Below are 25,305 nucleotides of genomic sequence, written 5' to 3' on the forward strand. Positions count from 1 at the left end.
CGACCCCCCAAAAAACGACAGGTTCCAGACAGCTTTTCTTCCTAGTCTTCCCCCCCAGCGCCCCACCGGCGTGCAAATAACAACGAGTCCGGAGATACCCCTCATGCTTTTGACCCTGCTTGGCTTCGGCATGGTGATCACGTTCATGACGCTGATCATGACCAAGCGCCTGTCGCCCCTGGTGGCGCTGATCCTCGTCCCCATCATCTTCGCCCTGCTCGGCGGCTTCGGCGCCGGCATCGACAAGATGATGCTCGACGGCATCCGCAAGATCGCGCCAACCGGCGTCATGCTGATGTTCGCCATCCTCTACTTCGGCGTGATGATCGACGCCGGCCTGTTCGACCCCATCGTCGGCCGCATCCTGCGCGCCGTGAAGGGCGACCCGCTCAAGATCGTGGTCGGCACCACCGTGCTGGCGCTGGTGATCTCGCTGGACGGCGACGGCTCCACCACCTACATGATCGTGGTGGCGTCGATGCTGCCGCTGTACCGCCGCCTGAAGATGAACGCGCTGTCCATGACCTGTCTGGCGATGCTGGCCAGCGGCGTCATGAACCTGACGCCGTGGGGCGGGCCGACCGCGCGCGCCGCCAGCGCGCTGCACGTGGACGCCGGCGACATCTTCGTGCCGCTGGTGCCGGTGATGGGCGTGGCCATCGTCGCGATCCTGATGCTGGCCTTCTTCCTGGGCCTGCGTGAACGCCGCCGCCTGGGCGTGCTGTCGCTGCCCGACGGCGCTTCGCTGCACGCCGGCTATGACGAGGACGGTCCCAAGAACCTGCCCGAGATCGAGGTCGACCACGACCTGCGCCGCCCCAGGCTGCTGTGGGTCAACGCCGGCCTGACGCTGGCGCTGATGGTGAGCTTGGTGATGGGCGTGCTGCCGCTGCCGGTGCTGTTCATGATCGCCTTCGCGATCGCGCTGATCATCAACTACCCGAACCTGGCCGAGCAGCGCCGCCGCGTGGCGCAACACGCCGGCAACGTGCTGTCGGTGGTGTCGCTGATCTTCGCGGCGGGCATCTTCACCGGCATCCTGTCGGGCACGGGCATGGTGGAAGCCATGTCGCGCAGCCTGCTGGCGGTGATCCCCGACGCGCTCGGGCCGTACCTGGCCGGCATCACCGCGCTGGTCAGCCTGCCGTTCACCTTCTTCATGTCGAACGACGCCTTCTACTTCGGCGTGCTGCCGATCCTGAGCGAAGCCGCGCAGGGTTACGGCATCTCGCCGGTGGAGATGGCGCGCGCCTCGCTGATCGGCCAGCCGGTGCACTTGCTCAGCCCGCTGGTGCCGTCGACCTACCTGCTGGTGGGCCTGGCCGGCGTCGAGTTCGGCGACCACCAGCGCTATTCGCTCAAGTGGGCCACGATGGTGTGCCTGGTGATGCTGGTGGCCGCGCTGGCGTTCGGTCTGTTCCCCCTGGTCGGCGCCGTCGCCTGACGGCGGCGCCTTCCCACGTTTCTTGAAAGGAGCACGTTCATGGCTTTGCGCATTGCTTACGTCACCAGCGGGATGGGCCACACGGGCACCGCGATCTGCCAGGCGCTGCACCACGCGGGCCACCGCGTCATCGCCGGCTGCGGGCCGCGCTCGTCGCGCAAGGACCACTGGCTGAAGGAACAGAAGTCGCTGGGCTACGACTTCATCGCCTCGGAAGGCGACGCCACCGACTGGGCCTCGACCGAGGCCGCCTTCGCCAAGGTGCGGCGCGAGGTCGGCGAGATCGACGTGCTGGTCAACAACGCCGGCGCCATGCTCGACATGCGCTTTCGCCAGATGAGCCACGCCGACTGGTCGGCGGTGCTGCGCAGCAACCTGGACACGCTGTTCAACAGCACCAAGCAGGTGGTCGACGGCATGGCCGAGCGCGGCTGGGGCCGCATCATCAACATCGGTTCGGTCGCCGCCGAGAAAGGCCAGATCGGCCAGATCAACTACGCCACCGCCAAGGGCGCGGTCATCGGCTTCACGCGCTCGCTGGCGCAGGAAGTGGCCGCGCGCGGCGTCACCGTCAACCTGGTGTCGCCGGGCTTCATCGCCGATGACACCGTCAAGGCGTTCCCGCCGGCGCTGCTGGACCGCATCATCGAAAGCGTGCCGGTGGGCCGCCTGGGCACCGCCAAGGACCTGGCCGGCCTGTGCGCCTGGCTGGCATCGGACGAGGCGGCATTCGTGACCGGCGCGAACTATGCGATCAACGGCGGCGTGTACATGAGTTGAGTGGGGCTTGGCCGGTTTGCTATCGATGGTGTCGTCCGGACCTAAGGCAATCGGTGATCACTGCGGGGGAATGGCGCGCCTGAAGGGCCATTCCTTTTCCCGAGCTACACGTCGAGCTGGTCGAACTGGATGCCGAGGGCTGCCGCGATGCGCTCACGCGTGCTCTTTCGAGGATTGGCATCGGGGGCTTCCATCGCCGCGTAGCTGGGTTGACGTATGCCCAGCCGGGTAGCGATGTCGATCTGGGTGATATCCAGGTATTCTCGCCAGGCGCGTACGATGCTCCATCCATTGCCGCTCATCAACGCAACGACCTCATGGGGAATCGAGCCATCCGAGGGCACCCGCGCAGGGCGTCGAGCCGGTCGCGCCCTCGTGCGGGTCAGCGCCAGGTATTCCGCGTAGGGAAGGACGACAAAGGCGGGCTTGCCGTCGGACTCAAGTATGGTGGGGTGCAGGCGCATGGAATTTTCCCGGTCTGTATCAATAGGTATTGTCGTCGCGCCGCTTTACTTCTTGAACGTCAATGATGCGGACGGTGTTTGCGATATCGAACAGGACGCGGTACGCACCGATCCGCAGACGAAAGCCATATTGATGCTGGCTGAGCACCTTGACGTTGTGTACGGCTGGGAAGGTTTACGGCCTGCCAAAGCAAAAAGATGCAGGAACCTGGGACTTTCTAAGGTTCCTGCCCACACGTATCAAGCTTGTTGCGCGTTTCTAGGACAATCGACTGATTCTTTGCCGAGCGTCTGCGGCGCGAGAATGTCCACGGCGGCGCCATTACCCCCGATTGATCGACACCCCGCCATCCACCAGCAATGCCGTGCCAGTGGTGAAGCTGGACGCGTCCGACGCCAGGTACAGGGCCGAGCGCGCGATCTCGGCGGGGCTGGCCAGGCGCTTGAGCGCATGCAGGCTCTCGACGTAGCGGCGCGCCTCGGGCGAATCCATCGAGGCGCGGCCCATCGGCGTGTCGGTGCCGCCCGGCAGCAGGGCGTTGGCGCGGATGCCCTGGGCGCCATATTCGGCGGCGATCGCCTGGGTCAGGCCGATCAGGCCGGCCTTGCTGGCGGCATAGGCGCCCATGCCGGGAAAGCCCGCCGTGTGGCCGACGAAGGTGGATGTGAAGACCAGCGAACCGCCGCCTCGCCGCAGCATCGCCGGGATCTGGTGGCGCGCGCCAAAGAAGGCGCTGCTCAGGTTGGTGTCCAGGATCTGGCGCCACGCGTCGGGCGGAACCTGGTGCAGGGGCAGGGCGTCGCCGGTCATGCCGGCGTTATTGAAGGCGATGTCCAGTCCGCCGAAGCGGCGTTCGGCGAGGGTGACGGCGGCCTCGGCCACGGCCTCGTCACGCACGTCGCCGGCCAGTGGCACGGCCAGGCCGCCATCGGCCTCGATGGCCGCGACCAGGTGTTCCAGTTCGGCCTGGCGCCGCGCCACCACCACGAGGCGGGCGCCTTCGCGGGCGAACAGTCTTGCCGCCTCGTAGCCGATGCCCGAGCTGGCGCCGGTGATGATCGCGACTTTGCCGGTCAGTTGCTGCATGATCGTTCCTTTCCGTTGGGGGAGTGATCCCCGACGATAGGCATGCCGGGCCGGCCGGGCTATCCGCTTCTTGCGCCTCTTTCCCTGGGCCGGACGGTCCGGCGGGGCGCACGCCCGTAAGTAAGGACCACGCCAGGCTGGCCGGGGCCGGCTCCCGCGCCGGGATGCGGCGCGGCCACGGCCATGCCACAATCGGCGCTGGTCGATCGAATACCGAGGAACGCCATGACAGTCCGGTCCCGCCGCGCCGCCCTGGGCGCGGGCGCAATGGCTTTGTTGCTGTTGGCCGCTTGCGGCAAGAAGACGGAATATCCGCCCGAGGTGCAACGCGCCACCTACGGTTCCTGCCTGGAAGGCTTCAAGGCCAAGGCGCCGCCCGCCATCGCCGCCAGCGACGTGGACGCCAAGGCCAAGGGCTATTGCCAGTGCGTGATGGACGGCCTGCAGTCCAAGGTGCCGGTGAAGGATTTCCTGCGCTACGACGAACTGCTGGCGACCAATACCAACAACGCCGAGCGCGAACGGCTGGGCGCGCAGGTGATGGCCGTGGTCGATGTTTGCCTGAAGAAGATCCCGAGGTCGTGAGCCCGGCGCCCGCCGGCGCACGGCGCATGCTCCCGGGTGTCCGGGATGGCCGCGCCGGCGCGCGGCTGGTGTACAGTCAGGTATACAAATTTTCCTAAAGGACACAAAGGTGCCTGACTCGAACGAAACCGGGGTTCTGCTTTTCTCCTACGGAACCCTGCAGGACAAGGCCGTGCAACGCGCCAACTTCGGCCGCGAACTCAACGGCAGGGCGGATGCCATGACCGGCTATGTGCAGCGCTGGGTCGAGATCACCGATCCCGAGGTCATCAAGACCAGCGGCCTGGCGCGCCATCCCATCGTCAGCGCCAGCGACGACCCGCAAGACGAGGTGCCGGGCATGGTGTTCGAGATCACCGCGCAGGAACTCGAAGCCGCCGACCGCTACGAGGTGTCCGACTACAAGCGGGTCTCGGTGCGGCTCAAGTCCGGCGCGCAGGCCTGGGTGTACGTCAAGGCCTGAGCGGGCCACGCAAAGGCGCGCGCAGGTTTGCGCGCGCCGTTTTTTTATTCTAAATTGATAAAAATTCTCATTTGCAATCAATCGGCGGGACACGGGGGACATGGTGGCGGCAGAATCGGGGGTGCGGCAGCAGCTGCACGGGCTGTACCGCGACCATCATTCCTGGCTGTTCAACTGGCTGCGCCGGCGCCTGGGATGCGCGCACAACGCGGCGGACGTGGCGCATGACACCTTCGAGCGCCTGCTGGCCTCGCGCGACGCCCTGCAGGGCCATTGCCTGCCGATCAACGAACCGCGCGCCTACCTGACCACCACGGCCAAGCGCCTGCTGGTGGACCGGGCGCGGCGCGACAACCTCGAACGCGCCTACCTGGCCGAACTCGAAAGCGCGGCCCAGGCGCTGCCGGTCTATCCCTCGCCCGAACAATTGCTGGTCGCGGCGCAGGCGCTGGAACACATCTGCCGCGTGCTCGAAGGCGTGTCCGCCAAGGCGCGCGCGGCCTTCCTGCTGCACTACCTCGAAGGGCAGACCCATGCCGCCATCGCCAGCCACCTGGCGGTCTCGACCAAGATGGTGCAGAAGTACCTGATCCAGGTGCTGCTCCACTGCAACAGCCTCGACGCCTGAACGGCCCGCCTCCCGTGACCGCCACCGACACCGAATCGCTGGCCGCCCAGGCGGCCGAATGGATCGTGCTGCTGTCGTCCGACGACGAATCCCAGCGGCGCCGCGCTCGCGCGAACCTGGAGGCCTGGAAGCGCGCGGACCCGCGCCACGCGGCCGCCGCCGCGCGCATGGAGCGCCTGATCGGCCATGCCGACGCAGTCCGCGGCACGGGCACCAGCGCGCAGGGCGCGGCGGCGCTGGGAACGGTCCTGGCCCGGCCTGGCAGGCTGCGGCGTGCCAGGGCGCACGCGGTGGCGCTGCTGCTGGCCCTGGCGCTGGCGGTGCCGGCCTGGCTGGCGTTGCAGGCCTATCCGCCGGCCTACCTCATGGCCGACCTGCGGGCCGGCACCGGTCAATGGCAGACGCAGACCCTGCCGGACGGCACCCGCATCATGCTCAACAGTGCCAGTGCGGTGAACCTGCGCTATGACGCCGCGCGCCGGGCCATCGAATTGATCCAGGGGGAAATCCTGGTGGAAGTGGCCAAGGACGCCAGCCGGCCGTTCCTGGTCGAGACGCGCGACGGCAGCATGCGCGCGCTGGGCACGCGCTTCATCGTCAGCCGCGGCGAATCGTCGACGCTGCTCAAGGTGCTGGAATCCAGCGTCCGGGTGCAGACGGCCGCGCAGCAGCGCGCCGCCAGTGCCGACGGCATCACGGTCGCGGCGGGGCAGCAGCTGCGCTTCACTGCGGCGGGGGCCGGCGCGCTGGAGGCGATCGACGCGCGCGCCGTCGAGGACGCCTGGAACCATCATCGGTTGTTCGTCGAAGACCAACCGCTCTCGGATGTGCTGCGGACCCTGGAGCGCTATCGCAGCGGGTACATCGGGTACGACGCCGCCGCGCTGTCGCGGGTGCGGATTTCGGCGGTGCTGCCGCTGGACGATACGGATCGGGCCTTGAGGCTGCTGGCCGCGAGCCTGCCCGGCCTGCGCGTCCGCAGCTATACGCCTTACCTGTTGCAGGTCGACATGGCGCCGTCGCCGTAGCAAGCGCGCGGAAATATTTTGCGGCGCTGGTTCCACTTCCGGATTCCTGTTCGTCAAACAAAGAGAACAACCGAACAGGATGCAATGACATGGTTTCACTACGCCGCCGCGCCGCGCGTGCGGGTTCGAACGCGCGCCGGCAAGCCGGATTCCTTCCCCTGGTCCGCGGGCTGCCCCTGATGGTGGCGGCCGGCCTGATGCTGGCCGAGGCCGCGCCGCTGCGCGCCGAAGGCGCGGCCGCGCAGGCCATGCACTACGACATTCCCGCCGGCCCGCTGGCGCCGGCGCTCAGCCGCTACGCGCAGCAGTCCGGCGCCGAAATCGCCTTCGACGTGCGCAGCCTGGCGGGCGTGGTCAGCGGCGGGCTCAAGGGCGCCTATGGCGTCGACGAAGGATTCGACGTCCTGCTGCGCGGCACCGGCTACCGGGCGGCCAGGAGCGAAGCGGGCTACACCCTGGTGCCGGCGCCGCGCGGCGCGACCGTGCTGGAAGCCGTCACGGTCGACGGGCGCGGCATTGCCACGACCGAGGGATCGGGATCGTACGCCGCGCGCGCCGTCACCCTGACCAAGGACGCGCAGTCCCTGCGCGAGATCCCGCAGTCGGTCTCGGTCATGACGCGCCAGCAGATGGACGACCAGGGCAGCACCACCGTGGCCCAGGCGCTGACCTACGTGACCGGCATGACGCGTTCCGACTACGAGGGCACCGAGAAATTCAACGCGCGCGGCTTTTCCACCAGCGTGCAGTACGACGGCATTCCGCAGCAGGACTACAGTCCGCACCTGGACTTGGCCATCTATGACCGCGTCGAGATCCTGCGCGGCCCGTCGGGCCTGCTGACCGGCACCGGCGAGCCGGGCGGCGTCATCAACTACGTGCGCAAGCGTCCGCGCGACGAGGCCCATTTCGCCTCGTCGATCTCGGCCGGGTCGTGGCATCACCGGCGGGTGGAAGCGGACGGCGGCGGTCCGTTGAACGCGGCCGGCACGCTGCGCGGGCGCCTGGTGGGCGCCTACCAGGACGAGGACAAGTTCTACGACGAGGGCCGCCTCGAGCCTCGCACCTTCTATGGCGTGCTGGAATACGACCTGACGCCGCGGACCACGCTGGGGTTGACGGCGACCTACAACGAGCGCCGTTTCCGCAACTTCAACGGCCTGCCGCTGTATGCCGATGGCAGCGTGCCGGGCCGCTCGTCCTATGTGGGACCGGACAAGATGTCCAAGGACAGCACCTATGACTACGGCGCCGACCTGACCCAGCGCCTGGCCGGCGGCTGGGAGTTCAAGGCCGCTTATCTGCACCGCGAGACGCGCTATCGCGGCTATTCCGCGTTCGCGTCGGCGCCGCTGGATGTGGCGACGGGCCGCAGCGGCATGATGGTCGGCAGGATCGCCAACGATTTCGAATGGGACCAGGGCGACGTGCACCTGTCGGGGCCGGTCCCGCTGCTGGGCCGCGAACATATCCTGACGGTTGGGTACAACTACGCCCGCTACGATTCGATCACCGGCAGCCGTTTCGCCACGCTGACCGACGTCGATCCGCTGAACGACCATGATTTCAACGAGATCTACGCCGCGCCGGTGCGCAACCGCAACGAGAGCCTGACGACGCAATCCGGCCTGTATGCCTCCGGCCGCTTCCGGCTGGCCGATCCGCTGACGCTGGTGCTGGGCGGACGCTGGACCGACTACCGGGAGAAAAGCCGCGCCGTGGCTCCCGACGTCACGGCGTGGGAGACCGGCGCCAACAAGGCCGACAAGGAATTCACGCCGTTCGGCGGCGTGATCCTGGACGTGACCCGGGATGTCTCGCTGTACGGCAGCTACGCCGACATCTTCGTGCCGCAATCCCAGAAGGACTTCAGCAACCAGGCGCTCAAGCCGCGCGTGGGCTGGCAGATGGAGACGGGCCTGAAGGGGGAATTCCTGGACGGCCGCCTGAATGCCTCGCTGGCGTTCTTCCGCATCCGTGACAAGAACCGCGCCATGACCGACCCGGAGCACGTCGGCTGCGACGGCACGCCCACCGGGTCGTGCTATCGCTCCGCGGGCCTGGTGCAGAGCCAGGGCTGGGAGGCCGAGATCAGCGGCAGCCCGGCGCCCGGCTGGGACGTGTCGGCGGGCTACACCTATACCCAGGCCAAGTACCTGCAGGACTCCGATCCCGCCAACGTCGGCCAGCGTTTCGGCGCCGATGTCCTGCCCAAGCACCTGTTCAAGCTGTGGACCCAGTACCGCTTCGGCGCCGAGGACTTCGGCGGCGCGCTGCGCGGCTGGCGGTTTGGCGTCGGCGTCCAGGCCCAGAGCGATGTGTACACGTCCGATCAGCGCCAGGGCGGCTATGCCACGGTCTCGACGCGGGTCGGCTACCAGATCGACAAACACTGGGACATGGCGCTGTCGGTCAACAACCTGTTCAACCGCACCTATCTGCGCACGCCGGGCTATGGCATTTTCTACAACCTCTACGGCGAACCGCGCAGCGCCATGCTGACGCTGCGCTACGCCATGTAGCCGCCTCAGCCCTTCAAACCGAGCCGTCGAGCCAGCTTGTGCAGGTTGCTGGCGTCGATCTCGAGCGCGCGCGCGGCGCCGGCCCAGCTGCCCTGGTGCGCGTCCAGCGCGCGGCGGATCGCCTGGCGCTGGCAGGCGTCGACCGCGCCGCGCAGCGTCTGCGTGGCGCCCGCTGGCAGCGCCGGCTCCTCGGGCGGCGGCGCCGGCAGGGCGCCGTCCTCCAGATCCAGCAGGCCCGCGCCCAGCGTGACGATCTCGTTGCGCGGGGCGCCGTGGCTGACGGCCTTGATGGCGGCGCGGCTGATGACGTGTTCCAGCTCGCGCACGTTGCCGGGCCAGCGGTAGCGGCTCAGCATGTCCTCGGCCTCGGGTGACAGCCGCAGGCTGCGCAGCCCCAGGCGGGCGCGGTTCAGTTCCAGATAGCGGCCGGCCAGCAGCAGCACGTCGCGGCCGCGTTCGCGCAGCGGCGGGATCGGCACCGGATAGACCGACAGCCGGTGATACAGGTCGGCGCGGAAGTCGCCCTGGCGCACCAGGGCACGCAGGTCGCGATTGGTGGCGGCGACGATGCGCACGTCCACGGTGCGCGGGCGGTCGTCGCCGAGCCGCTGGATTTCGCCGTTTTGCAGCGTGCGCAGCAGCTTGGCCTGCACCGCCAGCGGCAACTCGCCCACCTCATCCAGGAACAGCGTGCCGCCGTTGGCGGCCTCGAAGCGCCCGGGCCGCTCGGTCATCGCGCCCGAGAACGCGCCCTTGGCATGGCCGAACAGTTCGCTTTCCGCCAGCGACTCCGGCAGCGCCGCGCAGTTCACGTGCACCAGCGGCTTGCCGCGGCGGCGCGACTGGCGATGCACGCGATGCGCGAACAATTCCTTGCCGACGCCGGTCTCGCCCAGCAACAGGATCGGCAGCTCGGAATCGGCCACCACCTCGATCTCGTGCAGCAGCCGGCCGATGGCCTCGCTCTGGCCGAGGATGTCGCTGTCGTCGGCCACCGCGCTGTCCGTCGGCGCCGCGCCGCGCGCCAGCCGCAGGGCGCGGGTTTCGGCCTCCAGGCGCGTCACGCGCAGCGCCGCCTCGACCAGCACGATCATCTCGCGCAGGTCCGACTGCGCCTCGGCATCGAAGGTGCCGACCTCCAGCGCGTCCAGCGTCAGCACGCCCCAGGGCTGGCCCTCGATGTGCAGGCTGGTGCCCATGCAGTCGTGCACCGGCAGCGGCTCGCCCGCCATGCCGTTGATCAGGCCGTCGTACGGATCGGGCAGGGTGCTGTCATGGTGGAAACAGGTGACGCCGCGGCGCGCCAGGATGGCCGCCAGCCGCGGGTGCTGCTGGACCGCGAAGCGGCGGCCGAGCGCGTCCTGGGTCAGGCCGTCCACGGCGATCGGACGCAGGTGGTCGGCCTCCAGCTGCAGCAGGGCGACGGCGCCGCAGCGGAAATGGGCGCGCAGCCCGGCCGCCAGCCGTTGCAATCGCACGGCGGCGGGCAGGTCCACGACCAGGTCGGTAAGCAACAGGTTTTGCATGGGTTGATCGTACCCTTGCGGGTCATTAATACCGTACCGACGCCGGGTGGTTTTTACCCTTTAATTTGCAAACCCTTGATTTGGCGCAAGCTTTTCCTGGCACGGATCTCGCTACTGCTATGGCACCCTCATGAAGCATGGAGAAACGCAATGAGCATGGTTGAGCAATCCCTGGGCCAGTTGGCCCGCAGCATTCCCGGCGCCACCCAGGTGTTCCACGAGTACCAGCTGGACTTCTGCTGTGGCGGCAAGAAAAGCCTGGCCGAGGCGGCGGCGCAGCGCTCGCTGGACGCGGCCCAGATCGAGGCGCGCCTGCAGGCCCTGGCGGGCACGGCGTCGGACGAGCGCGATTGGGGTCAAGCGAGTCCGGGTGACCTGATCGACCACATCCTGGCGCGCTACCACGAGGTCCATCGCCAGCAGTTGCCCGAACTGATCCGGCTGGCGATGAAGGTCGAGCAGGTGCACGCGGACAGCCCCGATTGCCCGACCGGCCTGGCCGACCACCTGCGCGACATGCGCCAGGAACTGGAAAGCCATATGCAGAAAGAGGAACAGGTGCTGTTCCCGATGCTGGCGCGCGGCCATGGCGCCATGGCGGTCATGCCGATCACCATGATGCGCATGGAACACGACGACCATGGCGTGGCGGTCGAGCGCCTGATGGCGCTGACGCACGACCTGACGCTGCCGCGCGCCGCCTGCAACACCTGGCGCGCGCTGTACCTGGGGATCGGCACGTTCAAGCAGGACCTGATGGCCCACATCCACCTGGAGAACAACATCCTGTTCGAGAACGCCGAGGCCGAGGCGGTGCGGCCGCGGGGCTAGCGTTCCCGCGCGGGAACGTCCCGCAACTGGCGCAGCAAGGCGGCGTGCGCGGCCAGGTCGGCCGGGCGGTGCTTGCGCGCCGTCTTGGCCGGATAGTTGCCCAGGAAGTTGCCGTTGCGCCGGTCAGCGGCCGGCCTGACCGGCCGCGGCGCGAAGCCGCCGCCGCAGTTGGGGCAGACATTGCCCAGCACCTCGTCGGCGCAACGCACGCAGAACGTGCATTCGAAACTGCAGATCCGCGCGTCGGCGCTGGCCGGCGGCAGGTCGGCGTCGCAGTGCTCACAGCTGGGGCGTAGTTCAAGCATGGCGGATTCCTCGGCAGGTCATCCGCCCAGCATACCGGGGGCCGTCGCCACGCGGCGGCCATGGACGGACAACCGGCGGCCGCAAACGGCCAGGAACCGGGGGCGCTCCGGCCTTGCCGGGCAGCCGGCCGCCTGTACACTCAGGCATCTCCTCGGCATGGGGGCCAATATGGCCGGCAGCAGCTTTTTTGCATTGTTCGACGATATCGCCACCATCCTGGACGATGTCTCCGTCATGACCAAAGTCGCGGCCAAGAAGACGGCCGGCGTGCTGGGCGACGACCTGGCGCTGAACGCGCAGCAGGTCTCGGGCGTGCCGGTCAATCGCGAACTGCCCGTGGTGTGGGCGGTGGCCAAGGGATCATTCATCAACAAGTTGATCCTGGTGCCGTCGGCGCTGGTGATCAGCGCCTTCGCGCCCTGGGCCGTGACGCCGCTGCTGATGGCGGGCGGGTTGTTCCTGTGCTTCGAAGGGGTCGAGAAGCTGGCCCACAAATTCCTGCCGCACGGCGACTCAGCCCAAGGCAATCACGCTGCCCGCGCCGAGGCGCTGCAGGATGCGTCGGTGGACATGGTGGCGTTCGAGCGCGACAAGATCAAGGGGGCGGTGCGCACCGACTTCATCCTGTCGGCGGAGATCATCGCCATCACCCTGGGCGCCGTGGCCGGCGCCGACATGCTGCGCCAGTCGGTGGTGCTGGCCGGCATCGCGCTCATCATGACGGTCGGCGTCTACGGCCTGGTGGCGGGCATCGTCAAGCTCGACGACCTGGGCCTGTATCTGAGCCAGCGGCGCGCGCGCGTGGCGGCCTGGTTCGGCCAGCGTATCGTGGTGGCCGCGCCCTACCTGATGAAGACCCTGTCGGTCGTCGGCACCGCCGCCATGTTCATGGTGGGCGGCGGCATCCTGACGCATGGCATCGCGCCGCTGGGCGCGGCCATCGAGCACGTGGCCGCGGTCGCCGGCGGCGGCGTCCTGTCGATGTTGCTGTCGACCCTGCTCAGCGCCGTCTTCGGCATCGCCGCCGGCGCGCTGACGCTGGCGGTGGTCGGGGCGGCCCGGCGCATCGTGGGCAAGTAGGGCAAAAAACCGCCAGAAATCAATACCCTGCCAAACGCGGTAAATTGGGGCCGTGGCAAAAGCGCCCCAGGCGCGGGCACGCCGGCCAGCCGGTCATCCCGCTCCTGTATCGTGCCGAATCCGTATAAGATGCGAAATTGGCGCCAATTTTTACGCGGGAACAAGCGGGAACAATCATGGACACACTAGATCAGCAATTGCTGGGGCTGTTGCGCGCCGACGCACGCGCGACCGTCGCCACCCTGGCTAAAAAGCTCGACGTTTCACGGGGCACCATCAACAACCGCATCGCGCGGATGGAAGACGAGGGCGTCATCGTCGGCTACACCGTCAGGCTGCGCCCGGAATCCGAGCCCGACCAGATCGGCGCCTGGATGAACATCGCCGTCGACGGCAACGAAACCCGCCGCGTCGTCAGCATCCTCCTGGGCGACCCCGCCGTCGTCGCCCTGCACGACACCAATGGCCGCTGGGACCTGCTGGCCGAACTGCGCGTCTCCAACATCGAGGAAATGTCCCGCGTCCTGGACCGCGTCCGCCTCATCAAGGCCATCTCCGCCACCGAAACCAGCATCCACCTCAAAAGCTACAAACTGGACTGACCCGCCCGCATCCCACCGGCGACGGCACGCCCCCGCCGCGCCATCCCCAGCGTTGCCGCACGCCCCCCAATGCGTATCCCCCCTCGCCACCCCTGACGGACCGACCTCCACACCGCCACAGGTACAAACAGCGAAGTAAGAACAACGCAGACAACCAAGCACACCCCCCGCGCCAAATACCCAAATGCCCCGAACGGCCGCCCGCGCGGCCTTTCGGGGCGACCCCGCAAGATATTCCCTCCTGCATCCACCCACCCCACAACGCCCAAGCACACCAGCCCCCCCCAGCGACGCCCCAACCCGCGCTGACGCAGCGTGGCGGACGGGCCGGGCGGAGGGCGGGGCGTGTAGATGCGCCCGACGGAATCCGAAGGGAGCCGAAGGCGGACGAGGATGAGGATGGGGCAGTCCGGAGCGAACGCTCCGGACCGCAATCGTAGCCCCGCCCTCCGCCCGGCCCGTCCGCCACGCGTCAAAAGAACCCACCCGGCCCCCCAAAAAAGCGGCCCATCACCCCCCCGTAACACCCCTCCGTTAGGGATTCCCCCCAGTTGCCCCCAACCCACCCTGTTCCTAAAATTGGCGCCAATTTAGGTAAACATCCCCCCGCCAGCAACACCCCGGCCCACAAGCCCCCGGGAATCGAGGAAATCATGCAGTCCACCGCAGCACCCGCCCTGGCCCCCGACGCCGCCCGCGCCCGCGCCATGTACGACCTTGGCCACAGCACCGTCTTCGCCTCGCGCATCGACCCGCGTTTCTCGTACTGCATGTACGTCCCCCCGCACATCGACCAGGCCAAGCACCCCATGGAGCTGGTCGTGATCATGCACGGCACCGGCCGCGCCTTCGTCGAATACCGCGACGCCTTCGCCGAATTCGCCCGCTGGAACGACTGCATCGTGCTGTGCCCGCTGTTCCCCGTCAGCCCGCTGGGCGACGGCAACCGCGACGGCTTCAAGCAGCTGATCGAAGGCGACATCCGCTACGACCACATCCTGCAAGGCATGGTCGCCGAAGTCGGCGAGAAATTCGGCCGTGACTTCAGCCGCTTCGCCCTGTTCGGCTATTCGGGCGGCGGCCAGTTCGTCAACCGCTACACCCTGCTGCACCCCGAAACCCTGTGGGCCGCCTCGATCGGCGCGCCCGGCTCGGTCACGCTGCTCGATCCCAGCCAGGACTGGTGGGTCGGCGTGCGCGGCGCCGAGGCCCGCTTCGGCAAGGCCGTCGACATCGAGGCCCTGCGCCAGGTCGCGGTGCACATGATCGTCGGCAAGGCCGACCTGGAAACCTGGGAAATCACCCACCGCGAAGGCGGCAAGTTCTTCATGCCCGGCGCCAACTCGGCCGGCGCCACCCGCCCGGAACGCCTGGAATCGCTGCGCCGCTCGTTCGAGGCGGCCGGCGTCAAGGCGGTACTGGACGTGGTCGAGAACGTGCCGCACGACGGCCTCAAGTGCGTCGGCCAGGTGCAGGACTTCCTGGCCGCCGAACTGCGCAAACTGCGAAATGAATAACATCAAAAACAAGATCGGCAGCGGGCGCGCGAGCGCCTGTCTGCCGCGATAGGAGAGGGCCATGCTGCGTTTCGCGCTATCCCGTATCGTCATGGCCATTCCGACACTGCTGATCGTGGCAGTGGCGGTGTTCGTCATGATCCGCCTGATTCCGGGCGATCCCGCGCAGCTGCTGCTGGGCGACCTGGCCACGCCGGCGGCGCTGGCCGACCTGCGCGCGCGACTGGGGCTGGACCAGACCTGGCCCACCCAGTTCGGCATCTGGTTCGGCAACATGCTGCATGGCGACCTGGGTTCGTCCATCAACACCGGCCAGCCCGTGCTGCCGCTGGTGTGGGACCGCTTCCTGATCAGCGGTCGCGTGGTGCTGGTGGCCGTGCTGTTCGCCGCGCTGGTGGCCGTGCCGGCCGGCATGATCGCCGCCTGGAAGCAGAACAAGGCGCCCGACCTGATCCTGGTTGGCACCGCCACGCTGCTGGTGTCCATCCCCACGTTCTGGCTCGGCCTGCTGCTGCTGATCTTCTTCGGCCTGAAGCTGCAATGGCTGCCGGTGGTGGGCTACGTGTCCATCGGCGAAGACTGGAAGGCCGGCCTGCTGTACCTGGCCATGCCGATCCTGACGCTGTTCCTGCACGAGATCGGCGTGCTGATGCGCATGGCGCGCGCCAGCACCCTGGAAGTGCTGCGGCTGGACTACATCACCCACGCCCGCGCCAAGGGCCTGTCGGAATCCGCGGTGCTGATGCGCCACGCCTTCCGCAACGCCTTCGGCCCCACCTGGACGCTGATCGGCCTGGTGCTGGGCAACCTGCTCGGCGGCATCGCCGTGGTCGAAACCGTGTTCACCATTCCCGGCCTGGGCCGGCTGCTGGTGGATTCGATCTTCGCCCGCGACTATCCCGTGATCCAGGGCTGCCTGCTGTTCGTCGGCGTGATCTACGTGATCGTGAACCTGCTGATCGACCTCTGCTATCCCATCTTTGACCCGAGAGTGACCGCCGAATGAAAAAGCGAATTGCAGCTAACGCGCTGATAGGCGGCGTGATCGTGGCGGCGATGATCGTCGCGGCGATCATGGGCGCCTTCTGGACGCCGCACGACCCGCTCAAGATCAACTTCGTGGCGCGCCTGAAGCCGCCCGGCGGCGAATTCCTGCTGGGCACCGACGAGTTTGGCCGCGACGAGCTGTCGCGCCTGCTGGCCGGCGCCTCCAGCAGCGTCTGGATCAGCCTGCTGACGGTGGGCTTCTCCATCGTGGCGGGCACCATCATCGGCACCCTGACCGGCTTCGTGCGCGGCTGGACCGACCGCATCATCATGGCCTTCAACAACGCCCTGCTGGCCTTTCCCGGCCTGCTGCTGGCGCTGGGCCTGCTGGCCGTGGTCGGCGCCAACAAGTACGGCATCATCCTGGCGCTGGGCCTGGCCTACACGCCGTCGGTGACCCGCATCGTGCGCGGCACGGTGCTGTCGCTGCGCGAGAAGGAGTTCATCGAATCCTCGCGCGTGCTGGGCAACTCCGAGCTCTACACCATGGTGCGCCACGTGCTGCCCAACTGCGTCGCGCCGTTGACGGTGCTGGCGACCTCGATGTTCGGCTGGGTCATCCTGGCGGAAAGCGCGCTGTCCTTCCTGGGCCTGGGCGTGCCGCCGCCCGCGCCGACCTGGGGCAACATGCTGGCCGCCGCCCGTCCGTTCATGGCGCAGGCGTCCTATCTTTCCATTCTTCCCGGCCTGGCCATCGCGCTCGCGCTGCTCGGGATCAACCTGCTGGGCGACGCGGTGCGAGACCGCTTCGATCCCCGCATGAGGGGCGTGCAATGAGCGCACTGGTAACCGTATCGAATCTGTCCCTGACCGTCGGCCGCGGTGGCCGCGAAATCGTCGGCGGCGTGTCCTTCGAGGTGGCGCCGGGCGAAATGGTCGGCATCGTCGGCGAGTCCGGCAGCGGCAAGACCCAGGCGGCGCGCGCCATCATGGGCCTGACGCCGCCGCCGCTGGTGGTGGCCGGCGGCTCGATCCGCTTCGAGGGCGTGGAAGTCACGCAGGCCAGCCCGGCCGCGCTGCGCAAGCTGCGCGGCGCGCGCATCGGCATGGTGTTCCAGGAACCCATGACCTCGCTCAACCCGTCCATGTCCATCGGACGCCAGCTGGACGAAGGGCTCAAGCTGCATCGCCGCGACCTGTCGACGGCGCAGCGCCGCGAACGCATCCTGGAGATGCTGCGCCGGGTCGGCATCCGCGACCCCAAGGCCGCGATCGAGGCCTGGCCGCACGAATTCTCGGGCGGCATGCGCCAGCGCATGATGCTGGCCTCGGTGATGCTGCTGGAGCCGGCGCTGCTGATCGCCGACGAGCCCACCACCGCGCTCGACGCGGTGGTGCAGCGCGACGTGCTGGAATTGATGGTCGACCTGACGCGCGAGCACAACACGGCCGTGCTGATGATCAGCCACGACCTGCCGATGGTCGCGCGCTATACCGAGCGCATGGTGGTGATGCAGCACGGCAAGGTGCTGGAAACCGGCACCACCGCCGGCATCCTGGAACGCCCGCAGCATCCCTACACCCGCAAGTTGCTGGACGCCATGCCGCGCCGCCAGCCGGCGCGCGCGCCGATCCAGGAAGCGCCGATCGTCGAGGTCAGGAACCTGGTGGTCGACTACGCCGGCCACCAGCGCCTGTTCTCGCGCACCAGCGCCAAGCGCGCGCTCAACGGCATCGACTTGCACGTCAAGCCGCGCGAAGTGGTGGCGGTGGTGGGCGGCTCGGGGTCGGGCAAGACCACGCTGGGCCGCGCCATCGCCGGCCTGCTGTCGCCGACCTCCGGCCAGATCCTGTTCCGCAACCAGCAGGTCAACCGCCGTTCGCCGGCCTGGCGCGACTACCGCCTGAATTGCCAGATGGTGTTCCAGGACCCGTATTCGTCGCTCGACCCGCGCATGACGATCGGCGAGCTGGTGGGCGAAGGCCTGCGCATGCTGGTCGACATGCCCGCCGCCGACAAGCGCCGCCGCGTCGACGAAGTGCTGGCCGAAGTCGGCCTGGGCTCGGAATACGCCAAGCGCTTTCCGCACGAACTGTCCGGTGGCCAGCGCCAGCGCGTGGCCATCGCCCGCGCGGTGGTGCGCCGGCCGTCCTTCGTCATCGCCGATGAACCGGTGTCGGCGCTGGACGTGACGGTGCGGGCGCAGGTGCTGGACCTGTTCGCCGACCTGCAGGAACGCCACGGCTTCTCCTGCCTGTTCATCAGCCACGACCTGGGCGTGGTGGAGCAGGTGGCCGACCGGGTGGTGGTGATGCGCGACGGTGGCATCGTCGAGCAGGGTTCGCGCGACGCGGTGTTCGACCAGCCGCGCGAGGAATACACCCGCAGCCTGCTGTCGGCGATTCCAGCCCTGGAATCGACCGAAACCGGCGGCGTGCGCCTGCGCTGGCGCCTGGACCAGCAGGAGCCGTCGCGGGCCACGGCCTGAGGGGACGGGTCCGCGCCGGCCGGGCTTGCCGTCCCGGCGCGGACTTATGCATAAAATACGCGGTTTGGATTTGATTCACGGGAGTGGTCCATGCCGAAAGCGGCGGCGACACAGCCGGGCCTGGTTGACCGTATTGCCCTGGATATTCAGTCGGGGGTATACGGCCCCGGCGCGTGGCTGAAACAGATCGACCTGCAGGAACGTTACGGCGCCAAGCGCCTGGACGTGCGGCGGGCGCTCGACCAATTGACCGCCAAGCGGTTGATCGCGCATATCCCCAACCGCGGGTACCACGTCTACACGATGGACCCGGACCAGCACGTGCAGATCCGCGATATCCGCGTGCTGCTGGAAACCGGCGCCGCGGCCGACCTGATGCCCAATGTCACGGCGGCCAAGGTGCGCGCCCTGCGCACGCTGGCCGAGCGTTTCTCCAAGCTGCTGCAGGATGGCACGCTGCTGGAGCAGTACGAGGTCAACCTGGCGTTCCACGCCGGGATGTACGACATGTGCGCCAACCGCGAACTGGCGGCCCTGATCCAGGAAACCCGCGCGCGCGGGCCGGCGGCCCCCGCCAAGGAATGGGTGACGCGCTCGCGCATCGAGATCTCGGCCCGCGAGCACTTCGACATGGTCGAGGCGCTCGAGGCGCGCGACGTCAAGCGCCTGCAGAAGATCATCGCCCAGCACGTCGGCCAGGACATTTCCTGACCCGCGCCGCCTGATCGCTGCCCCATTCGCGGCGGCCTTCCTTGAAAAAGGAGGCCGCCGCGGTCATTTCGGGGCCGCTTTCAGGGATACCCCGGATACCGCATCGGCCATTAGTCTTCATAATGGGCAGCTATTTTTGGCGCCAATATAGTTATGAATCCGGCGTCGCATGCCCCCGGGGGAGTTTTTACAATGCACCACCTTCCTGTATCCCGAGCGCTCGCGCTCAGCCTGGCCCTGGCCGCCGCAGGCGCGGCCCAGGCCGCCACCCTGACCATCGCCCAGCCGGCCGACATCCGCTCGACCAATCCGGGCGTCAACCGCGACAACACCACCGACGGCGTGGTGCTGAACATGGTGGAAGGCCTGGTCGGCTACCGGGAGAACGGCACGGTGGCGCCGCTGCTGGCCAAGTCGGTCGACCTGTCGGAAGACGGCCTGACCTATACCTTCAAGCTGCGCGACGGCGTCAAGTTCCACAACGGCGCCACGCTGACGTCGGCCGACGTGATCTGGAGCTGGCAGCGCTACATGGACGCGAAGACGGACTGGCGCTGCCGCAGCGACTTCGACGGCCGCAACGGCCTGAAGGTCACGGACGTGTCCGCGCCCGACGCGCAGACCGTCATCATGAAGATCGACCGCAAGTCGGCCGTGTTCCTCGATTCGCTGGCCCGCACCGACTGCGGCATGACGGCGATCCTGAGCAAGGACTCGGTCAACGCCGATGGCTCATGGAAGGCGCCGGTCGGCACGGGTCCGTACCAGTTCAAGGAATGGAAGCGCGGCGAATACGTGCTGCTGACCGCGTTCAAGGACTACGTCTCGCCCAGCGCCGGCGACAAGCCGGACGGCTACGTCGGCGCCAAGCGCCCGCTGGCCGACGAGGTCAAGTTCCTGGTGGTGCCGGACCCCTCGACCGCCAAGGCCGGCCTGGTGTCGGGCGCGATCGACGCCAGCCAGATCACCATCACGGACGTGGCCGAACTGAAGAAGAGCGCGACCGTGTCGGTGATGAGCCCGCATGACGCCACCAAGCACACGCTGCTGTTCCAGACGCAGGATCCGGTGCTCAAGAACGTCAAGCTGCGCCAGGCGATCGCGGCGGCGCTGGACATTCCGCAGGTGGTGGCGGCGGCCTCCGAAGGCCTGGGCCAGTTGAACAACTCGGCGGTGTACGCCGGGTCGGCCTATTACCAGGAGACCGAGAAGCGCACCTACAAGTACGATCCGGCGCGCGCGCAGCAGCTGCTGAAGGAAGCGGGCTACAAGGGCGAGCCGATCGTGATCTACGCCAACAAGCGCGCGCACGTGCCGAGCTACCAGGTGGCGGTGATCGCGCAGGCGATGATGCAGGCGGTGGGCATCAATGCCAAGATCGAGGTGCTGGAGTGGGCCACGCAGCTGGACCGCTACAACACGGGCAAGTACCAGATCAGTTCGTTCACGTTCTCTTCGCGGATCGATCCGGCGCTGAGCTTCGAGCAGTTCGCGGGCGACAAGTCCAAGCAGCCGCGCAAGGTCTGGGATGATCCCGAGGCGCAGAAGCTGATCGACGAGAGTTTCCTGGAATCGGATCCGGCCAAGCGGCAGAAGCTGTTCGACCAGCTGCATACGTTGATGTTGGAGCAGACGCCGTTGCTGGTGCTTTATAACGGGGCGGATGCTTGGGCGACGAATAAGCGGGTCGAGGGGTTTTCGGTTTGGGAGGGGAAGCCGCGGGCTTGGGAGACTAAGGTCGTTGGCAAGTAAGTAGTTCGTAGGTTTTTTGTCGGACGGTTTTTTTGGGGGGCCGTCCGGGGCGGCGTTGGCCTGCCGTGCGCGGGGCTACGATTGCGGTCCGGAGCGTTCGCTCCGGACTGCCCCGTTGTCAACCTCGTCCAGGCCTACGGCCTTCCCTACGGTTTCCCTCGGGCGCATCTACACGCCCCGCGCACGGCAGGCCAACGCCGCCCCGGACTCGACCGTTGAAACTTGACGGTTGCCGGGGCGGTTTTTTTTTGCTTGGGTTCCTGGCTGCAACGGGGGGGCGGGGGAGGGGCTTGCGGGGCCCGCTCAAAGGCGGCCGCGCGGGCGGCCTTTTTGAGCTTACGTGGTGGCTTGCGGTTGAGGTTGGCGCTGCGCGCGGGTGGCGGGCGCTGCTTGTTGTGGCTTTGGTTGGACGGTGTGGGGCGGGTTTAGGTTTTCATGCTGGATTGCCGCCGGGCTTTCTTTCACCATGCCTGTAATGCAAAGAGGCCGCTTTCGCGGCCTCTTTGTTTTGGGGCGGGTTGCTGTGGTTTTACTTCGCCACGCGTTCGACTTCCCAGGCGCGCGGCTTCTTCACGGCCCAGGGGGTGTAGCCCTTGATGTCCGTGCGGAAGGCGCCGATGTCCAGGCCGTTGTAGAGCGGGATGCTGGGGACGTCGGCCAGGAACAGCTTGTGCAGCTGGTCGAAGGAGGCCTGGCGCTTGGCGTGGTCGGTGTCGACCGAGGCGGCGTCCAGGAGTTTCTGGGCTTCGGGGTTGTCCCAGACCTTGCGCGGTTGCTTGGCCTTGTCGCCGGTGACCATTTCGTAGTTCAGCGCCGCGTCCAGGCGGGCGGAATACGGGAAGGTCATCATCTGGTAGGTGCCGGCGTTGTAGCGGTCGAGCTGGGTGGCCCATTCGGACACGGACAGCTTGGCGTTGATGCCGACGGCCTGCAGCATGGCCTGGATGATGACGGCGGAGTTGTACGACTGCGGGTAGCGCTTGGTCGTGATCAGCTCCAGTTCCTGGCCCTTGTAGCCGGCTTCCTTGAGCAGCTTCTGGGACAGCGCGGGGTCGTATTTCCAGCCTTCCTTCTGGGTGGCGTCGTTGTACGGCGAGACCAGCGGGACGATGGAGTTGTTGGGCTTGGCCAGGCCTTCGGTGACGGCGGCGGCGAGCTGGTCGTAGTCGATGGCGTGGGCCAGGGCCTGGCGGATCTTGGGATTGGACAGCAGCGGGTCCTTGGTCTGCAGCAGCAGCGCGGTCATGCTCATGACGGGCGCGTAGGCGACCTTGACGTTGGGGGTGCCTTGCAGCACCGGCACGTCGTTGTTGGAGACGTCCTCGATGATGTCGATGTTGCCGCGTTGCAGGGCGGCCTTGGCGGTGGAGTCGTCGGGCACGATGACGAAGCGCACTTCATCGACCAGGGGGCGCTTGGAGCCGGTGTAGCCGTCGCGCTTGCCGTCGCGGTTGGCGTAGTCGGCGAATTTGGTCAGACGCACGTACTCGCCGCGCTTCCATTCGGCGAAGACGAAGGGGCCGGTGCCGATGGGCTTGTCCCAGCTGCCGTCGGCCTTGACCGAGGCCTTCTGCAGGATGCCCGTGCCGCCACAGTCGGCGCGCGCCAGCGAGGCCAGGAACAGGCTGCTGGGTTTTTCCAGGTGATAGACCACGGTCTGGGCGTCGGGCGCCTCGACGCCGGTGACCTTGACGGTGCCGCGGCCATCGAATTCGCTGGCGCAGCGCCAGCCGGAGTTGGCGGCGGTGTAGTGCTGCCAGGTCCAGAGCACGTCGGCCGAGGTCAGCGGCGCGCCGTTGTGGAACTTGACGCCCTGGCGCAGCTTGAAGGTGTAGGTCTTGCCGTCGGGGCTGATGTCGATGGATTCGGCCAGCAGCGGGCGGACTTCGGCGTCCTCGCCGTAGGCCACCAGGCCTTCGACGATGTGCAGCACGACCGCGTCGCTGTTGCTGTCGCGGTTGACGCCGGGCTCGGTCGAGCGGATGTCGGCGGTGAACGAGATGCGCAGCGGCGCCGGCGCCTGGGCCAGGGCGGAGCCGGCCAGCGTGCCCAGCGCCAGGGCAACCGCGGTATTCAGGAGTTTTGTTTTCATCGATGCGTTTCCAGGGGTTGCGCGGGCGGCCGGGGGATCCGGCCGCCGCCGGCGGTCATGGGACCGGGAAAGCTCAGGCCGCGGCCAGCAGCTCGGGCTCGGCGTCCAGGCTGTAACGGGTGAAGGTGCGGTTCAGCGCCGGCAGGGGCGCCACTTCCATCAGGCCGGCGGCCGGTTCCATGACGACCATGGCGACGGTGGCCGACAGGTTGTCGTGGCTGCCGGGGCGCGGCGGGCGGCAGACCGAGTAGGGCGCGCCGAAGTCGTCGAACAGCGCGCGCTTGAGGTCTTCGCGGGTCAGCTTGTCCTTTTCGTTCAACAGGCGGCGCACGCGCCAGTCGCGGTAGGCGCTTTCCGGAGTGCTGGCGCGGCCGGTGTCGCGCAGCTTGCCCAGGGCGACTTCGCTGACCCAGTGGTTGGCGTGCACGATCAGGTCGTCGGCGCCCGGGTAGATCGGGAAGGCTTCATCGGTGGTGCATTCGTAATCGACGCCGAAGCCCGCAGCCATGCCGATCATGATGTTGTTGGAGCAGGACTTCTGGGTGGTGCTGACCGCCTTGATCGCCAGCGCGAAGTGTTCCTGTTCCAGCACCTTGCGGCGGATCAGCGACAGCGGCACGCCGAGCTGGCGGAAGTCGCGGTCGGATTCAAGGTAGTTGGCGGTGATCGACACGCCGGCGCTGTTCAGGCCGCTGCGGGCCAGGCCGCCGGCCTCGACGAAGGTCAGGATGTCCGGGCCGTTGTCGTTGCGCACGCGCAGCACGATGGCGGTGTCGGCGCACTCGGCGCGCCAGTCCCAGTTCTGGCCATGGATCAGGCGGCCATTGGCCGAGCGGGTCGGCAGGATCAGGGCGCCGGTGCAGCCGTCGCCCGGTTCGAGCTCGGCGGCCTTCTTCTTTTCGGCGCGGGCCTTGGCGATGACCTCGGTGCGGGCGTTGACCATCACGATGTCTTCGAACGGCACGTTGGCGCCGGCGGCGATGCCGCGCATTTCCTCGAGGTAGTGCGGCGCGAAGTTCTCGATCTCGCGGGCGAAGCTCTCGATCAGGCGGGTGCGCGCCATGGCGTCGTAACCCAGGTCGACCAGCGTCTGGCCGTACATGGCGGCGCTCTTGCGCACGCGATCGGCGGCTTGCTGGCCATAGGCGCGGCCGCGGGCCTCGGGAGTACCGGAGACCGATACGAACGGGAATTGGGTGATCTGGGTCATGGACGGATAGCGGCGCCAGGCGCCGTGAGGTCGGGGGAGAGGAGGGAATGTTGCAAAAATATTAGCTTATTTTGGCGCCAATATTACCGAGGGTTTGCCCGGGGATAGCGGTCCGGCCGCCCCGGCAGGGGCGGCGCACCGGTCAGGCGGCGGCCGCGTGTTCGCGCGCCAGGTCGTCGCAGCGCGCGTAGCGGGCGCCGGCCGCGCGCAGGCGGTCGAGCAGCCGCTCGATCATCTGCAACCGGGCGGCGCGTCCCACGCCGTTGTCGGCGCGCGGGTGCAGCGTCAGGCAGGCGTAGCCCTCGGCCGCCAGCAGGGCGTCGCCCTGTTCGGCCAGGTGCGCATAGGCGCGGTCCTGCGTGACGCGGCGGCCGAAATGGCTGGCGTCGCACAGGCCTTCGCTCCACGGCAGTTCGACCATGCCGGGCGCGCCGTCCGCGTCCAGCGCGTAGGGCGCGTCGTCGTCGATGGCGCTGCTGTCGTAGCGGTAGCCCAGCTCGCGCAGCAGCGGCAGGGTGCGCGGGCTGAAGCCGCCGCCGGTCCAGCGAAAGCCCCGCGGCGCCTGGCCGGTCAGCGCCGCCAGGCGGTCGCGGCCGCGTTGCAGCACCTCGGCCTCGCGCTCGCCGAGCGTGGCCAGGTCCTCGAAGGCGTTGCCCTGCGAGGCGGCCTCGTGGCCGTCGCGCAGGCTCTGTTCCAGCAGGTCGCGGCAGCGCTCGGCCTCGAAGGCCGGCCAGAACAGCGTGGCGCGGATCTCCTGGCGCCGCAGCATGTCCAGCACCCGCGCCAGGCCGCCGCCATAGGTATAGCGGCCATGGCCGTCGCGGCCGTGCAGTTCGTGTTCCGGGCGGGTGGCGGCTTCGGGGCCGATGCCCTGCACGTTGAGGGTGACCAGTACGGTCTTGGGGCCCGTCATGCGATTCTCCAGGCGGCGGGGTGGGCCAGGCAATGGCGGGCCAGGGCTTCCAGCGTCATGCAGTGCACGTCCGGCTGGGCGGCGACATGGGCCAGGAAGCGGTCCATGGCGGCGGCGCGCGCCGGCGTGCCGGAACCGCCGGCGGCCTTGGGGTGCACGGTGAAATGGATGTAGCCCTCGGCCTGGCGCAGCGCCTCGAATTCCTCGATCCAGTTGTCGCAGGCCTCGGCGGCCAGGCTGTGGCCGGTGAAATAGAACGGATAGTCGTCCAGCGACACCGTGTTGTTG

The 25,305-nt window shown here is 68.0% G+C and carries 23 protein-coding genes and 1 pseudogene; 16 read left to right on the forward strand and 8 right to left on the reverse strand.

All coding sequences use genetic code 11. The features are described from left to right. Positions 1-103: 103 nt before the first annotated feature. Together AC1HFW_RS31460 and phbB are read left to right on the forward strand one after the other, a co-directional pair. On the forward strand, positions 104-1,444 hold the full coding sequence (locus AC1HFW_RS31460; protein WP_479286428.1) for a CitMHS family transporter: 1,341 nt from the start codon (positions 104-106) through the stop codon (positions 1,442-1,444). Between the two features lie 39 nt (positions 1,445-1,483). Then, positions 1,484-2,224, forward strand: coding sequence for an acetoacetyl-CoA reductase (gene phbB, locus AC1HFW_RS31465; RefSeq protein WP_006393355.1), 741 nt, complete (start codon positions 1,484-1,486; stop codon positions 2,222-2,224). Positions 2,225-2,328: 104 nt separating this feature from the next. Here phbB and AC1HFW_RS31470 read toward each other — a convergent pair whose 3' ends face one another. Further along, positions 2,329-2,688, reverse strand: a complete 360-nt coding sequence (locus AC1HFW_RS31470) for a helix-turn-helix domain-containing protein (protein ID WP_479286429.1) — start codon at positions 2,686-2,688, stop codon at positions 2,329-2,331. 322 nt (positions 2,689-3,010) lie between these two features. After that, positions 3,011-3,775, reverse strand: coding sequence for an SDR family oxidoreductase (locus tag AC1HFW_RS31475; RefSeq protein ID WP_479286431.1), 765 nt, complete (start codon positions 3,773-3,775; stop codon positions 3,011-3,013). A 225-nt stretch (positions 3,776-4,000) separates the two neighbouring features. On the opposite strand from AC1HFW_RS31475, the gene AC1HFW_RS31480 reads away from it, so the two are divergent. From AC1HFW_RS31480 to AC1HFW_RS31500, 5 genes are all read left to right on the forward strand, one after another. Beyond that, positions 4,001-4,360, forward strand: coding sequence for a hypothetical protein (locus tag AC1HFW_RS31480; protein WP_104021598.1), 360 nt, complete (start codon positions 4,001-4,003; stop codon positions 4,358-4,360). A 109-nt stretch (positions 4,361-4,469) separates the two neighbouring features. Further along, entirely contained in the window at positions 4,470-4,823 is a 354-nt protein-coding gene (locus AC1HFW_RS31485; protein WP_061072224.1) for a gamma-glutamylcyclotransferase family protein, read from the forward strand. A gap of 100 nt (positions 4,824-4,923) precedes the next feature. After that, positions 4,924-5,451: a sigma-70 family RNA polymerase sigma factor gene (locus AC1HFW_RS31490; RefSeq protein WP_479286433.1), complete on the forward strand. Its 528-nt coding sequence runs from the start codon at positions 4,924-4,926 to the stop codon at positions 5,449-5,451. 14 nt (positions 5,452-5,465) lie between these two features. Beyond that, positions 5,466-6,479, forward strand: coding sequence for a FecR family protein (locus AC1HFW_RS31495; protein ID WP_241074974.1), 1,014 nt, complete (start codon positions 5,466-5,468; stop codon positions 6,477-6,479). An 89-nt stretch (positions 6,480-6,568) separates the two neighbouring features. Next, positions 6,569-9,001, forward strand: coding sequence for a TonB-dependent siderophore receptor (locus tag AC1HFW_RS31500; RefSeq protein ID WP_479286434.1), 2,433 nt, complete (start codon positions 6,569-6,571; stop codon positions 8,999-9,001). A gap of 5 nt (positions 9,002-9,006) precedes the next feature. Here AC1HFW_RS31500 and norR read toward each other — a convergent pair whose 3' ends face one another. Further along, positions 9,007-10,527: a nitric oxide reductase transcriptional regulator NorR gene (gene norR, locus AC1HFW_RS31505; protein ID WP_241074972.1), complete on the reverse strand. Its 1,521-nt coding sequence runs from the start codon at positions 10,525-10,527 to the stop codon at positions 9,007-9,009. 150 nt (positions 10,528-10,677) lie between these two features. Here norR and ytfE point away from each other — a divergent pair, with 150 nt between their 5' ends. Then, complete coding sequence (ytfE, locus tag AC1HFW_RS31510) at positions 10,678-11,358, forward strand: iron-sulfur cluster repair protein YtfE (RefSeq protein WP_006393362.1); 681 nt, start codon at positions 10,678-10,680, stop codon at positions 11,356-11,358. Here the strand turns inward: ytfE and AC1HFW_RS31515 are convergent. Further along, the gene (locus AC1HFW_RS31515) at positions 11,355-11,663 is read right to left on the reverse strand and encodes a DUF1272 domain-containing protein (RefSeq protein ID WP_479286437.1); all 309 of its coding nucleotides are present in this window, start codon (positions 11,661-11,663) and stop codon (positions 11,355-11,357) included. The two genes, ytfE and AC1HFW_RS31515, sit on opposite strands and share 4 nt — an antisense overlap. A gap of 169 nt (positions 11,664-11,832) precedes the next feature. On the opposite strand from AC1HFW_RS31515, the gene AC1HFW_RS31520 reads away from it, so the two are divergent. The 8 genes from AC1HFW_RS31520 to AC1HFW_RS31555 all read left to right on the forward strand — a co-directional run bounded on the left by AC1HFW_RS31520 (position 11,833) and on the right by AC1HFW_RS31555 (position 20,802). Next, positions 11,833-12,744, forward strand: a complete 912-nt coding sequence (locus AC1HFW_RS31520) for a DUF808 domain-containing protein (RefSeq protein ID WP_006393364.1) — start codon at positions 11,833-11,835, stop codon at positions 12,742-12,744. A gap of 176 nt (positions 12,745-12,920) precedes the next feature. Continuing rightward, entirely contained in the window at positions 12,921-13,346 is a 426-nt protein-coding gene (locus tag AC1HFW_RS31525) for an Lrp/AsnC family transcriptional regulator (RefSeq protein ID WP_035360056.1), read from the forward strand. 653 nt (positions 13,347-13,999) lie between these two features. Beyond that, positions 14,000-14,863, forward strand: coding sequence for an alpha/beta hydrolase family protein (locus AC1HFW_RS31530; protein WP_006393366.1), 864 nt, complete (start codon positions 14,000-14,002; stop codon positions 14,861-14,863). A 61-nt stretch (positions 14,864-14,924) separates the two neighbouring features. Continuing rightward, on the forward strand, positions 14,925-15,869 hold the full coding sequence (locus AC1HFW_RS31535) for an ABC transporter permease (protein ID WP_006393367.1): 945 nt from the start codon (positions 14,925-14,927) through the stop codon (positions 15,867-15,869). Then, positions 15,866-16,687 (forward strand): ABC transporter permease, encoded by an 822-nt coding sequence (locus AC1HFW_RS31540; RefSeq protein ID WP_035360057.1) that lies wholly within the window; start codon positions 15,866-15,868, stop codon positions 16,685-16,687. The genes AC1HFW_RS31535 and AC1HFW_RS31540 overlap by 4 nt, the downstream gene beginning before the upstream one ends. After that, positions 16,684-18,339, forward strand: coding sequence for an ABC transporter ATP-binding protein (locus tag AC1HFW_RS31545; RefSeq protein ID WP_061072219.1), 1,656 nt, complete (start codon positions 16,684-16,686; stop codon positions 18,337-18,339). Before AC1HFW_RS31540 ends, AC1HFW_RS31545 begins: the two co-directional genes overlap by 4 nt. A gap of 90 nt (positions 18,340-18,429) precedes the next feature. Beyond that, complete coding sequence (locus AC1HFW_RS31550) at positions 18,430-19,050, forward strand: GntR family transcriptional regulator (protein WP_006393370.1); 621 nt, start codon at positions 18,430-18,432, stop codon at positions 19,048-19,050. Between the two features lie 192 nt (positions 19,051-19,242). Next, positions 19,243-20,802, forward strand: a complete 1,560-nt coding sequence (locus AC1HFW_RS31555) for an ABC transporter substrate-binding protein (RefSeq protein WP_061072218.1) — start codon at positions 19,243-19,245, stop codon at positions 20,800-20,802. Positions 20,803-21,331: 529 nt separating this feature from the next. Here AC1HFW_RS31555 and AC1HFW_RS31560 read toward each other — a convergent pair. From AC1HFW_RS31560 to AC1HFW_RS31575, 4 genes and pseudogenes are all read right to left on the reverse strand, one after another. Continuing rightward, complete coding sequence (locus AC1HFW_RS31560; protein WP_479286439.1) at positions 21,332-22,894, reverse strand: ABC transporter substrate-binding protein; 1,563 nt, start codon at positions 22,892-22,894, stop codon at positions 21,332-21,334. Between the two features lie 73 nt (positions 22,895-22,967). Continuing rightward, the gene (locus AC1HFW_RS31565; protein WP_241070058.1) at positions 22,968-24,104 is read right to left on the reverse strand and encodes a C45 family autoproteolytic acyltransferase/hydolase; all 1,137 of its coding nucleotides are present in this window, start codon (positions 24,102-24,104) and stop codon (positions 22,968-22,970) included. A gap of 142 nt (positions 24,105-24,246) precedes the next feature. Next, entirely contained in the window at positions 24,247-25,017 is a 771-nt protein-coding gene (locus tag AC1HFW_RS31570; RefSeq protein ID WP_479286440.1) for a polysaccharide deacetylase family protein, read from the reverse strand. Further along, positions 25,014-25,305, reverse strand: a pseudogene (locus AC1HFW_RS31575) (polysaccharide deacetylase family protein); the annotation flags it as partial. The gene AC1HFW_RS31570 and the pseudogene AC1HFW_RS31575, both read right to left, overlap by 4 nt.

The organism is Achromobacter sp. ISS7 (assembly GCF_056523125.1).